Source organism: Enterobacter sp. 3U4, from assembly GCF_057224565.1.
Genome location: NZ_CP136665.1, coordinates 2,250,734 through 2,262,874, shown reverse-complemented (window position 1 = coordinate 2,262,874; position 12,141 = coordinate 2,250,734). Strand labels below are relative to the sequence as shown.

Genomic DNA, 12,141 nt, shown 5'->3' with positions numbered 1-12,141 from the left:
TATGTTCAGATCTGGCCGAAGCGGCCGGAATTGAAATCACGAATGGCTTCGTTGATTTCGGCTTTACTGTTCATCACAAACGGGCCATAGCCCACGATCGGTTCATTCAGCGGCTCGCCGGCCATCAGCAGCACTTTTGCGTCGCTGTTCGCTTCAAGGTGCAGTTTGTCGCCTTCCTGACTTAACACGACCAGCTGGGCTTCACCCGCCTGAGCGGTACCGTTTACCGTGATGCTGCCTTCAAGCACGACCAGCGCCGTGCTCCAGCCTTCCGGCTGAGCGAGCGTCAGATGGCTTCCCTGGTTCAGCGCGATGTCCCAGACGTTGAGCGGCGAGAAGGTGTGCGCCGGGCCGGTCACCGTGTCGTAGCGACCGGCAATAACCCGCAGCGTTCCACCGCCGTCAGGCAGCGTCACCACCGGGATGTCGGCTTTCGTGATGCTCTGGTAGCCCGGTGCGGCCATCTTGTCTTTCGCCGGCAGGTTGACCCAAAGCTGCATCATTTTCAGTTCTCCACCTTTCTGCGAGAACGCGCTGGAGTGGAACTCCTCGTGCAAAATGCCTGCGCCTGTGGTCATCCACTGCACGTCGCCGGGGCCAATCACACCACCTTCCCCCGTGGAGTCGCGATGCTCCACTTCACCGGCATAGACGATAGTGACCGTCTCAAAACCCCGGTGAGGATGTTGACCCACGCCGCGTTTCGCGCCGTCTGCCGGAAAGGTGTATGGACCCGCGTAGTCCAGCAACAGGAACGGGCTGAGAGGCTCGCCGTGCGTCTGATAAGAGAACATTGAGCGGACCGGGAAACCGTCGCCTACCCAGTGCTGACGAGGAGCGGTATAAACGCCAGTGATGTTTTTCATGATTAACTCCTGATGTTCTGTTGATGTAATTAGCTTATATTCAGGGTTAATATCCCGGTAGATAGTGAAAATGGCATTCACTGTTCTGAAAATAGAACGATGAGGATTTATGCAGGATCTCAATGACTTCGTCTGGTTTGTGAAGGTTGTGGACTACGGTGGCTTTGCGGCGGCGGGAAGAGCGCTTGATTTACCGAAGTCCAGGCTAAGCCGCCGGATTGCGCAGCTGGAAGAGCGGCTTGGCGTACGGTTGATACAGCGCACTACGCGGCAGTTTACGGTGACGGAAGTGGGGCAGACTTTCTATCAGCACTGTAAGGCAATGCTGGTAGAAGCAGAAGCGGCAGAAGAGGCCGTTGCTGCGCTGCAGGCTGAGCCGCGCGGCGTAGTCAGGATCACCTGTCCCGTCACGTTACTGCACGTCCACGTGGGACCGATGCTGGCGCGGTTTATGGCGCGCTACCCCGGGATTAATCTCCAGCTTGAGGCCACCAATCGTCGGGTCGATCTTGTTGGCGAAGGTATTGATGTGGCTATCCGCGTGCGTCCGCGTCCGTTTGATGACAGCGATCTGGTGTTAAGGGTGCTGGCTGACAGGGGGCATTGCCTGGTGGCGAGTCCGCAGCTGATTGAACGTATGGGTAAACCGCTAATGCCTTCCGAGCTCAGTGAATGGCCGGGATTAAGTATGGGAGCCGGTAAACAGGTGCATAAATGGGAACTCAGTGGTCCAGAGGGGGCGAAAGCGGAGATCCACTACTCACCGCGCTTTATTACCACCGACATGCTGGCATTGCGGGAAGCGGCGATGGCGGGCGTGGGCGTTGTGCAGTTGCCGATATTGATGGTAAAGGATCAGCTTGCGTCAGGGGAACTGGTACGGGTGCTGGACGCGTGGGAACCGCGACGGGAAGTGATTCACGCCGTTTATCCATCCAGACGAGGTTTGCTGCCGTCCGTCAGGACGCTGGTGGATTTTCTGACCGAAGAGTACGCGAAGATGGTGGAGGAGTAGCTTTTTGTAGGTCGGGTAAGCGCAGCGCCACCCGACATAAAGAGCGCAGCGAGGCTCAAGGTTCGAATCCCCTGGTGCGACCCAAAAGAAAAAAGCCCGTACTTTCGTACGAGCTCTCATCTCGAATATGGCGGTGAGGGGGGGATTCGAACCCCCGATACGTTGCCGTATACACACTTTCCAGGCGTGCTCCTTCAGCCACTCGGACACCTCACCATATTGTCATCCCGTTGTTGGCGGGACGGGCGCTAATGTAAGGAAAAGCCGAACTGCCGTCAACTCACTTTTTCAGTAATTTAGCGCGTTTAGACAAACTTCAGGCAACATGATTCTTAAATGTGCTGAAAGCGTCTTTTTTATCAACAACACAGCCGTGCAATAAATTTGTTATGCTGGCAGCCTCGTTAAAAAACAAAATAAATCAGCGCAATAAAAGGCAGGATTGACTATGGATATACTTTTCTATCACCCCACGTTTGATACAGCCTACTGGATTGACGCACTTTCGGCGGCATTACCCGGCGCACGCGTTCGCGAGTGGAAGCGCGGTGATAACGAACATGCCGACTATGCGCTGGTCTGGCATCCGCCGGTCGAAATGCTTCAGGGCCGTAAACTGAAGGCCGTTTTTGCCCTTGGGGCGGGCGTGGATTCCATTCTGAGCAAGCTCAAAGCACACCCTGAAATGCTGCCAGAAAATATCCCGCTATTCCGCCTCGAAGATACCGGAATGGGCCAGCAGATGCAGGAATATGCCGTCAGCCAGGTGCTGCACTGGTTCCGCCGCTTTGATGACTATCAGGCATTCAAACAGCAGGCCCGCTGGGAGCCTCTGCCGGATTACCGTCGCGAAGACTTTACCATTGGCATTCTCGGAGCGGGCGTGCTGGGCTCAAAGGTGGCTGAAGCGCTCGCCCCGTGGGGCTTTCCGCTGCGCTGCTGGAGCCGCAGCCGCAAAAATTATCCGGGCGTAGAGAGTTTTGCCGGCACGGATGAACTCCCGGCCTTTCTGAACGGCACGCGCGTGCTCATCAACCTGCTGCCCAATACGTCGGAAACGGTTGGGATCATCAATGAAGCGTTGCTCAACCAGTTAGCCGATGAGAGCTACCTGATGAACCTGGCGCGCGGGGTGCATCTGGTCGAGTCCGATCTGCTGAAGGCGCTGGACAGCGGAAAGCTTAAAGGCGCGATGCTGGATGTCTATAGCCGTGAGCCGCTGCCCGCGGAAAGCCCGCTGTGGGCACATCCGCGCGTGTCGATGACCCCGCACGTGGCCGCCGTGACGCGTCCGGCAGAAGCGGTGGCGTACATATCCCATACCATCAGTGAAATGGAAAAGGGTAACGCGGTCACCGGCAAGGTCGACAGACAGCGCGGCTACTGAGAGAAACCCGGCGTTCGCCGGGTTTTTGCTAATATTCGCCGCTGATAACTGCTATCCTTTGGAAAAACCGCAGAGGAGAGAGAGATGTATCCCGTTGACCTGCATATGCACACCGTCGCCAGTACCCACGCGTATAGCAACCTCCATGATTATATCGCCCAGGCGAAGCTTAAGGGTATTAAGCTGTTCGCGATCACCGATCATGGCCCGGACATGGCGGATGCGCCGCACTACTGGCATTTTGTGAATATGCGGATCTGGCCACGTCTGGTGGACGGCATTGGGATACTGCGCGGCATTGAGGCGAACATCAAAAATACCGACGGTGAAATCGACTGCACCGGCCCGATGCTGACGTCTCTGGATCTTATCCTCGCCGGTTTCCACGAGCCGGTTTTCCCGCCTCAGGATAAAGAGACCAACACCGCGGCGATGATTGCCACCATTGCCAGCGGCAATGTGCACATTATCAGCCACCCCGGCAACCCGAGGTACCCGATTGATATTCAGGCTGTCGCGCAGGCGGCAGCGAAGCACCGCGTGGCGCTGGAGATTAATAACTCCTCCTTTGTTCACTCGCGTAAGGGAAGTGAAGCCAACTGTCGCGCCGTGGCGGCCGCCGTGCGTGATGCGGGTGGCATGGTGGCGCTGGGTTCGGATTCCCATACCGCCTTCACGCTGGGCGATTTCAGCGAGTGCCTGAAGGTGCTGAATGACGTTAACTTCCCGGAAGCGCAAATCCTGAACGTGACCCCACGCCGCATGCTCGATTTCCTTGAGTCCCGCGGAATGGAGCCGATTGCCGAATTTGCCGATCTTTAATTGTGTAATGGAATAAAAAAATGAATGAGTTTTCCATCCTTTGCCGCGTGCTGGGTACGCTCTATTATCGCCAGCCGCAAGACCCGCTGTTAGTTCCGCTCTTCACGTTAATTCGTGAAGGTAAGCTGGCGCAGAACTGGCCGTTGGAACAGGATGATTTACTGGAACGTCTGCAAAAAAGCTGCGATATGCAGCAGATCGCGACGGATTACAATGCGCTTTTCATTGGCGATGAGTGCCGCGTTTCGCCATACCGTTCAGCCTGGCAGGAAGGGGCGACGGAAGCGGAAGTCCGTGCTTTCCTCTCCACGCGCGGTATGCCGCTGAGCGATACGCCAGCCGATCATATCGGTACGCTGCTGCTTGCTGCCTCCTGGCTCGAAGACAACGCCGGGGATGATGAGAACGAAGCTATCGAAACGCTGTTCGAAACGTACCTGCTGCCGTGGGTCGGCACATTCCTGGGTAAAGTCGAAGCGCATGCCACCTCGCCGTTCTGGAGAACGCTGGCACCGCTGACCCGCGACGCGATCGCGGCGATGTGGGATGAGCTGGAAGAAGAGAACGAAGAGTGATTTAGATCACATAATTTCTGCAACTCTGCATTTCAATTTGCACGTAATGTGCTTCTGATCGCATTTCTATGGTGCGCTTCTGCTAAGATGCGCGCCATGAACATATTACTTTGTATCGCAATAACGACGGGCATTCTCTCCGGACTCTGGGGATGGGTGGCCGTGTCTCTTGGATTGCTCAGCTGGGCCGGATTCCTTGGCTGTACGGCCTATTTCGCCTGCCCGCAGGGGGGCATCAAAGGGCTCTTCATCTCTGGCTGCACGCTGATGAGCGGTGTTATCTGGGCGCTGGTGATCGTGAAAGGCAGCGCGCTGGCGCCGCATCTGGAGATGCTGGGATACGTCATGACGGGCGTTGTTGCTTTCCTGATGTGCATTCAGGCTAAGCATCTGCTGCTTTCGTTTGTGCCGGGAACCTTTATGGGAGCGTGCGCGACCTTTGCAGGGCAGGGTGACTGGAAGCTGGTGGTCCCTTCCCTGGCGCTGGGTTTGCTGTTTGGCTATGCGATGAAAAACAGCGGTCTTTGGCTGGCGTCGCGACGGGAAAAAGCGCAAAACATCACGGCGGTGAGCGAATAAAAAAAGGCGAGATAATCATCTCGCCTTTTTTATGCGCTTCCTGTCAGGATTCCGGAGGGACTGACATATCGCGGTATTTCACCAGTATCGGGTTCTGCACGTCTGCTTTGTTTTGCAGATCCCACAGCCCGCGGTCTATACCGTCGTTGATTAAGTAGATCACGCCGGTTTCAATGGCTGACATCAGACACATCATGACCGGCTCGTTAGAGGTATAGCCGATTTCACCTTCCAGCAAACGCTGGTAATCGATGAAGCGGAATACCCCAGCCTGAACTTCATAAGACAGAATCGTTTTGCTGGTGTTCACCGAAGAGAGCACTTCGCCCGTACTGACGTTAACCACACGCAGGTTAACGGCGATTTGGTCGAGCTGATACTGGGTATCCGCACCGATACCGAAGTACCGCGCGCCCGCACCACCCGATTTAACGTTACTTTCGTAGCCAATAATCGATCCTTCAATCATCACGTTCGCTGCCGCCAGAGATTCCAGAGGCGTGCGGTTATTGGCCGCGACGGTGCCATTTTCCTGTGCGGCACGAATGATTTTCCGTTCATTCAACAGGTTTTGTAGCCCCTGACGTTCCAGCGGAATAAACCAGTGCGAATCCTTGAGCGCGGTAACCAGCATCGCGGTAGCGCTTTGCGGCACGGCCGTGGAGAAGTTACTTGCCGGGTAAGGTTTGAATTGCCCGGTTTCATCCTGAATATTGTATACGGAGACAAATATTTTCCCCGTTGGAGCAGGTAAATGCGTTAAATCACGATAACTCTGGGCCCGAGGCATTAATGTAGGTTTTGCAGCTTCTTTAGGTGGAGCAGTTAAACAACCGCTCAATAAGCACACTGCAACAAATATCAGGAAGCGCTGCATGATCGTTGTCCTTATTTAGCTATTGTTTAAAAGTCAGTTGAATTACTTTGAAGACCGGAAACCTGAATGGTGGAAACCCTTCCGGTTTTACGATCGGTTACGTTCAGCTGAAGCTGTCCATCGGTGTTGGCGATATCAACGATAAAATCGTTGGTCACCATCCGGCCGGGTTTACCGGTATTAATATTGGTCAATAACCCGCCTAAAATCTGCGACTGGATAGCCTGAGTGAAGTTGTCCAGGGCGGATGGGGTATCAATGCTAAAATCCTTTAAGCTTGGATCCTTATAGGAGTTTTGCGCCTGGGCTTCGTTCAGCAGAAACGCACCGTTGTTAGGGTTACCGCCAAAGTTAGGGTTACGGAACTGAAACGTCATGTTTCCGGCCCAGCTTATGGGTGTGATCAGCATTATCGAAACAACTGCATATGCAATACGCATGACAGCCTCCGCATATCGGTTCGCTAGAACTCGTCTTTTGCTAAATCGCCGGTGCTTAATAGGGCTTTATCTATTTGCAGGCGATTAATAGCGTCTTCTGATTGTGCCAGTGCTAAGGCTACGTTTTTATCGAAGTCCATTTTTGTGGGGAATAAAAACGTTTGATAAATAACGGACTGATTAGCCGTTATTGTTATCCAACTTCCCCATCGTGCACTGGGCCGCTCGTTGATTGTTATATTTCCGGTATAAGTACTGTCCCATTTGTCACTAAAGGCTCGGTAAAAACTGTGCCCGACCGATGAGACTGTGTGGTCTGTTAACAATCCGGGAACTTCGACCTCGACGGCCTTCAGATTCCCTGCAGCGAGCAGGAAACTCGCTGCGGCGATCCAACTCAACGTGCGTTTCATGTGATTAACGCCTGAGGTTATCGTTAGCCCACGAAACCGCCTGAGTTCGGTTTTTCACAGCTATCTTTTTGAAAAGATTATAAAGGTGCGTCTTTACCGTATTTTCGCTGATAAATAACGAACGGGCGATTTCAATATTTGAAGCACCAATGCGTAACTTATTCAGGATCTCTTTCTCACGGTGCGTGAGCAGTGCTGACTCTGAGCTGTTATAGCGATAATTTCCGGAGTGCGTAATGAGGTAGCTTGCAAGCTTTTGCGAAAAATAACACTCTCCGCGCAATATACCCTGCAGGCCCTCAACCACCCGGTCTTCTTCTTCCGTGACGTAGAACACGCCATTGATATGCGGCCAGCTTTCAATATCTCTGAAGGGATATTCGTCAGGGGTATTCAACAATAGCACGCGGATATTATTGTTTTTCCTGCTTAAAATATCCTGCCAGTAATGGATAAGCTTTTTATCAGCTTCCATCATATCGAACAGAATGATGCTGCCAGGAGCAATATCATCAAAAGAACGTTGAATATTATGCAATTTCCCGTTCAGTGATAAAGATTGCTTTAAATGTTGTAATAACGCTGTCGCTTGCAAAGAAGGTTTTGTGATCAACAGTAATGTATGACCATGTAAACTATGGACTTCATTATACATGATGAAACCCCACTTTTTTAGGCATCTGGCAGCTGTCCTCCTGTTTATTAGAGGACACCAGAAGTACTGACAGATGTTGCACTGCTGTGTGTAGAATCAGACCATAACCTCCACAGGGAGGTAAATATAAAACCAATTTCGTACATCTAATTTCAATCTAGCTTTTACGAAGTTTAAAGCAAGTGTTAAACATGTAACTGAATGTAAAAATCAATATTAATTTGTGAAATTCGGTTGTTTGTAATGGCAACAAATGATGAGAAAGTTGTACACCTAAATAGAGGTGCACAGATTTTAAAAATCATACAAATATTTTTAATGGTTTGATTTTTAATGTTATTTTTTATTTTTGTAAAGCGATAGTTAAGTATGAGTTTCAGATGATTTCTAAGCCCACGAATGAGCGACTTTCTGGCTTAAGAAAAGAGGCTCCGTGTCACGCGGTAAAAAAAATGTTCTCCTGCCGTTACGTTTAAACAACCCGGGAGGAAGCGTGGACAGCCTTCGCCTCGTTGTACAACCTTCTCGCAACACACCTTTAATAAAAAATATAAGCTGGCCTGATTAAAGTGGTTTTTGATGTAAATTACGACTTTGTGATGAGCCGATAAATAAAAATAAGCCGCGCGGGTGAGATATTTAAAATGTTTCAGCGGACATACTCTTCACCGTAACGACGCGTTAACACAATACGAGTCGTTTAAACATGGAGTGATTAAATAGCCAGGTCCAGGGTGACAACATGAAAAACGCATCGTTAATTATGATGTTTACATTATTGGGTGCGCCTGGATTTGTAGCCGCAGCGAATTCAGATTTGGCAAATTCTGAATATAACTTTGCGGTTAACGAATTAAGTCTTTCATCACTAAATCAGGCAGCCATTATTGGTCAACAGGGTGTTTTCAATGACGCTCAGGTTCGCCAGGAGGGTTCAAAACTCTTGTCCATTGTTTCCCAGGATGGGGCAGGTAACAGAGCGAGAGTTGATCAATCAGGGGGTTACAATATTGCCTGGATCGATCAAAGCGGTAACGCGAATGATGCAGGTATTACGCAAGATGGATACGGTAATAGCGCGAAAATTATCCAGAAAGGGTCGGGTAATAGAGCAAATATTACGCAGTACGGTACGCAGAAAACCGCAGTTGTAGTGCAGAAACAGTCGCAAATGGCGATTAACGTTATTCAACATTAGCGCCTTCGCGACGACTTTAATCAATCCGATGGGGGTTTACCATGAAATTTCTCAAAGTGGCAGCGCTTGCAGCAATCGTAGTTTCTGGTAGTGCTATGGCGGGTTCTATTAATCAGGGCGGCTGGGGTCATGGACATGGTCATGGCGGATACAGTGGCCCAAATTCAACCCTGAATATTTATCAGGACGGTGGCGGTAACTCCGCGGTTGCTCTGCAGACAGACGCCAGAAATTCTGTGCTGAATATTTCCCAGAAAGGTGGCGGTAACGGCGCTGACGTTGGTCAGGGTTCTGATGACAGTAAAATCAACCTGAGCCAGAAAGGTTTTGGCAACAGTGCAACACTTGATCAGTGGAACAGTAAAAAATCTGTTATGAACGTTAGCCAGTCCGGCGGCTTTAACGGTGCCCTCGTAGACCAGACTGCTTCTAACTCTACTGTCAACGTTACCCAAATCGGCTTTGGTAACCACGCGACAGCTCATCAGTACTGATACTGAAATCTGTGCTACAAAAAAACAGGGCTGATGCCCTGTTTTTTTCGGGAGTTCATCATGAATACCTTAATTCTACTCGCCGCCCTTTCCAGCCAGATAACCTTCAAAACGTCGCAGCAGGAAAATATGACCACCATTATCCCACAGGTCACTCTGGCGCAGCCGTGTGATTGTCAGGTTCAGATTGTTTCTCTGCGGGAAGGGCAGGGGGGACAAAGTTCTTCCCGGCAGCAAAACAAACTTTTTATACCCGCTAATCAGACGATTGATTTAATGCGCCTGAGTTTAAATATAAGCGCGGGAGACACGGTAAAAATCGTTGTCACCGTTTCAGATGGAAAATCGCTTCATTTATCACAACAGTGGTCGCCAGCGGGAAGTTCGATCTAAATATTCATGAAATCAATGTATTGCGAATATGGCGGGTCTTCGCCGTTGAGCTATGCTGATATCAGGGACCAGGTCATTATGTTCCTTAACGTGAGACTTCGTTTGTCATAATGAAGTGCGTTTACCCCTCAAGGACGATTTTCATTGAGGAGTACCTATAATGAACCACTCTTTCGCTCGACTCGTGACGGGTCTGGGCCTGATCGTTGCTGTTTTTAGCCTCCCGGTTTATTGTGCCACCGTTGTGAATGGTGGCATCATTCATTTTCGCGGTGCCATTGTCGCCGACCCCTGTGAAGTCGCTCCCCAGAAGCAACAGATTGCAATATCATGTCCAAATAATAACCGTATGCAAACGCGTATGGTCAGCTATGAAGAGGCGCTCAACGGGAAAGTGAGCGACTCAAACCTGGCAACGCTCAATATGAAATACCTTAATCCTGAAAAAACGCTCGCGGTTGTCGAAATCCAGTATCGCTAGTGCGCGCTCGCGCGCCCTGCGGTGGAAGAGGATTTTTTCTGATAGTTTTTTCTCCCGGTCTCCTCTGCGATACACTTAAGATAAAGGCGGGTTGCAGAGGGGCTTTATGAAACCGCAAATTGAAGTTATTCATGGTGATATTACGACCATGCACGTCGACGTCATCGTAAATGCAGCCAATCCCTCCCTGATGGGGGGAGGCGGTGTGGACGGGGCTATCCACCGGGCTGCCGGACCGCAGCTGCTGGAAGCCTGCAAAACCGTGCGGCAACAGCAGGGTGAATGTCCTCCCGGCCATGCGGTGATTACGCTTGCGGGCGATCTGCCTGCCAGAGCGGTGATTCACGCCGTAGGGCCGGTCTGGCATGGCGGGGACCAGCACGAAGCGAGTATTCTGGAAGAGGCTTACCGGAACTGTCTGCGACTGGCCGCCGACAACGGCTATAAAACGATGGCGTTTCCGGCCATCAGCACCGGCGTGTATGGCTATCCTAAGGCTGCTGCCGCCACGATCGCCGTCGAAACCGTTTACCGCTATCTGTCGTTAAAACCGCTGCCAGAGAAGGTGATTTTTGTCTGTTTTGACGAGGACACCACGCATCTTTATCAGCGGCTTCTGACTCAGCGAAGACAAGAGCTGGAAAGCTGAAACAAGCGCGGCGCATCGGGTGCGCCGCGTGGTTTATGAGGCTTTTGCCTGCGGTTTACCTGAAAAGAGGAAACGCAGGAGCGGGATCCGCAGATGGATTTCGTAGAGTACGATCGCCACCCCGACAACAAACACCAGACCGGTAAAGAAGCCCAGCGTGTTGGAGGCGATATGCGGGGTGATGTAAGCCCCGAAGAAAAGCGTCAACGGGTGATGCACCAGATAGATAAAGAGTGACGCATTAACGAAGTAGGTCACGCGGCTGGACTTAAAGTTCAGCAGGCGGTGGCCGAGCGCGAATACCACATTCACCATCCACAGCCCGAGCAGCATAGTGATCACGCTTTCCGTTTCATACATCCAGGCATCGCCGCTGCCGTAGCGCTGGTTCAGGAGATAGGCCGCGAACGCGAGGCTTGCTCCCAGCGCGCACCACGGTGATGGGGTGACAAACAGCGATTTAAGCTTCGGATAAATAAAGGCCAGCGCGCCGATTAAAAAGAACGGAATGTAGAACAGGGACTGCATCACCACAAAATTAAATAACCCGTCGCTCAAAATCGGCGGGTAGACGATAAGCAGCGTTCGGCGCACGGCGGCATAGGCAATCCCCAACAGCAAGAAGAGCACTGACAGTTTGCCCATCGTAACGTTGGCGAAGAAGGCGTCGGCTTTTGTACTCAGATGGCGGCGCAGGCGGCTGAAAATCAACAGACTCACCGTGGTGAGCACCACCAGGACCAGCAGGAACCACAGGTGAGACACCAGCTCCCATACCAGCGTATTGTACTTTTCATACAGCGACAGATTCGGCCAGTTCTCCGCCTTGCCCTTCACGTACTGCAACATAATGAACTGGGGCAGCGTCAGCAGCGGTATTGCGGTCAGCATGGGGATCCCCACGCGTTCTACGCGCACTTTCCACCAGCGCTTGAGCGGGTATCGCAGAAACAGCATGTAGGAGAAATAGCCGGATATGACGAAAAACACCTGCATACGGAAGGCGTGAATAAAGTCATTAAACAGCGTCAGCCACCAGGAGGGCATCTGGCTATTCACGTGCCAGGTGTGGCTGGAGTAAATCAGTGAAATGTGAAAGGGGATCCCCAATAGCATCAGCCAGGCCCGGATCGAGTCGAGGAAATATTCACGTTCTGTTGGTGTTGTGCTCATATAACGTTGTGCATTCTCAGACTTTTCGTCTTATCCCTAAGACTCATAATGGTTACATTCGAAGGCAACCCTACACCAAGACCGACACCCTGTCTCCAGGATAAGCACGCAAAGTGAATAGCGG

Annotated in this window: 16 protein-coding genes and 1 tRNA gene; 10 read left to right on the top strand and 7 right to left on the bottom strand. The window is 51.6% G+C overall.

From position 1 onward, the window contains the following. Positions 1–5: 5 nt before the first annotated feature. A complete protein-coding gene (locus RVY89_RS10860; protein WP_484827815.1) occupies positions 6–866 on the bottom strand; it encodes a pirin family protein in 861 nt (286 codons plus the stop codon). Positions 867–975: 109 nt separating this feature from the next. On the opposite strand from RVY89_RS10860, the gene RVY89_RS10855 reads away from it, so the two are divergent. Further along, positions 976–1,881, top strand: coding sequence for a LysR family transcriptional regulator (locus RVY89_RS10855; RefSeq protein WP_484827814.1), 906 nt, complete (start codon positions 976–978; stop codon positions 1,879–1,881). Positions 1,882–2,009: 128 nt separating this feature from the next. On the opposite strand, the gene RVY89_RS10850 is transcribed toward RVY89_RS10855, so the two are convergent. Beyond that, a tRNA-Ser gene (locus RVY89_RS10850) sits at positions 2,010–2,097 on the bottom strand. A 232-nt stretch (positions 2,098–2,329) separates the two neighbouring features. On the opposite strand from RVY89_RS10850, the gene ghrA reads away from it, so the two are divergent. The 4 genes from ghrA (at position 2,330) to RVY89_RS10830 (ending at position 5,244) form a co-directional block, all read left to right on the top strand. Further along, positions 2,330–3,268, top strand: coding sequence for a glyoxylate/hydroxypyruvate reductase GhrA (gene ghrA, locus RVY89_RS10845; RefSeq protein WP_484827813.1), 939 nt, complete (start codon positions 2,330–2,332; stop codon positions 3,266–3,268). A gap of 84 nt (positions 3,269–3,352) precedes the next feature. Then, positions 3,353–4,090, top strand: a complete 738-nt coding sequence (locus tag RVY89_RS10840) for a phosphatase (protein ID WP_248227612.1) — start codon at positions 3,353–3,355, stop codon at positions 4,088–4,090. Between the two features lie 20 nt (positions 4,091–4,110). Beyond that, complete coding sequence (locus RVY89_RS10835; protein WP_484827812.1) at positions 4,111–4,665, top strand: TorD/DmsD family molecular chaperone; 555 nt, start codon at positions 4,111–4,113, stop codon at positions 4,663–4,665. A gap of 96 nt (positions 4,666–4,761) precedes the next feature. Then, entirely contained in the window at positions 4,762–5,244 is a 483-nt protein-coding gene (locus RVY89_RS10830; RefSeq protein ID WP_484827811.1) for a DUF1097 domain-containing protein, read from the top strand. A 43-nt stretch (positions 5,245–5,287) separates the two neighbouring features. On the opposite strand, the gene csgG is transcribed toward RVY89_RS10830, so the two are convergent. The 4 genes from csgG to csgD are packed head-to-tail and all read right to left on the bottom strand — an operon-like array spanning position 5,288 to position 7,629. Next, positions 5,288–6,121 (bottom strand): curli production assembly/transport protein CsgG, encoded by an 834-nt coding sequence (gene csgG, locus RVY89_RS10825; RefSeq protein ID WP_024908984.1) that lies wholly within the window; start codon positions 6,119–6,121, stop codon positions 5,288–5,290. A 26-nt stretch (positions 6,122–6,147) separates the two neighbouring features. Then, on the bottom strand, positions 6,148–6,561 hold the full coding sequence (csgF, locus tag RVY89_RS10820) for a curli production assembly/transport protein CsgF (RefSeq protein WP_484827810.1): 414 nt from the start codon (positions 6,559–6,561) through the stop codon (positions 6,148–6,150). 23 nt (positions 6,562–6,584) lie between these two features. After that, positions 6,585–6,974 carry a curli production assembly/transport protein CsgE gene (gene csgE / locus RVY89_RS10815; RefSeq protein WP_484827809.1) on the bottom strand — a complete coding sequence of 130 codons (390 nt, stop codon included), beginning with the start codon at positions 6,972–6,974 and terminating at the stop codon, positions 6,585–6,587. 4 nt (positions 6,975–6,978) lie between these two features. Then, a complete protein-coding gene (gene csgD, locus RVY89_RS10810) occupies positions 6,979–7,629 on the bottom strand; it encodes a biofilm master transcriptional regulator CsgD (RefSeq protein WP_021240790.1) in 651 nt (216 codons plus the stop codon). 742 nt (positions 7,630–8,371) lie between these two features. Between csgD and csgB the strand changes: the two genes are divergently transcribed. The 5 genes from csgB (at position 8,372) to ymdB (ending at position 10,844) form a co-directional block, all read left to right on the top strand. Further along, positions 8,372–8,827: a curli minor subunit CsgB gene (gene csgB, locus RVY89_RS10805; protein WP_484827808.1), complete on the top strand. Its 456-nt coding sequence runs from the start codon at positions 8,372–8,374 to the stop codon at positions 8,825–8,827. Between the two features lie 41 nt (positions 8,828–8,868). Next, positions 8,869–9,321, top strand: a complete 453-nt coding sequence (gene csgA / locus RVY89_RS10800; protein ID WP_023311110.1) for a curli major subunit CsgA — start codon at positions 8,869–8,871, stop codon at positions 9,319–9,321. Positions 9,322–9,381: 60 nt separating this feature from the next. Further along, on the top strand, positions 9,382–9,714 hold the full coding sequence (gene csgC, locus RVY89_RS10795; RefSeq protein WP_484827807.1) for a curli assembly chaperone CsgC: 333 nt from the start codon (positions 9,382–9,384) through the stop codon (positions 9,712–9,714). A gap of 160 nt (positions 9,715–9,874) precedes the next feature. Then, positions 9,875–10,195, top strand: coding sequence for a type 1 fimbrial protein (locus tag RVY89_RS10790; RefSeq protein ID WP_484827806.1), 321 nt, complete (start codon positions 9,875–9,877; stop codon positions 10,193–10,195). A gap of 106 nt (positions 10,196–10,301) precedes the next feature. Then, complete coding sequence (ymdB, locus tag RVY89_RS10785) at positions 10,302–10,844, top strand: O-acetyl-ADP-ribose deacetylase (RefSeq protein WP_484827805.1); 543 nt, start codon at positions 10,302–10,304, stop codon at positions 10,842–10,844. 33 nt (positions 10,845–10,877) lie between these two features. Here ymdB and mdoC read toward each other — a convergent pair whose 3' ends face one another. After that, positions 10,878–12,017, bottom strand: coding sequence for a glucans biosynthesis protein MdoC (mdoC, locus tag RVY89_RS10780; RefSeq protein WP_484827804.1), 1,140 nt, complete (start codon positions 12,015–12,017; stop codon positions 10,878–10,880). Positions 12,018–12,141 lie beyond the last annotated feature (124 nt).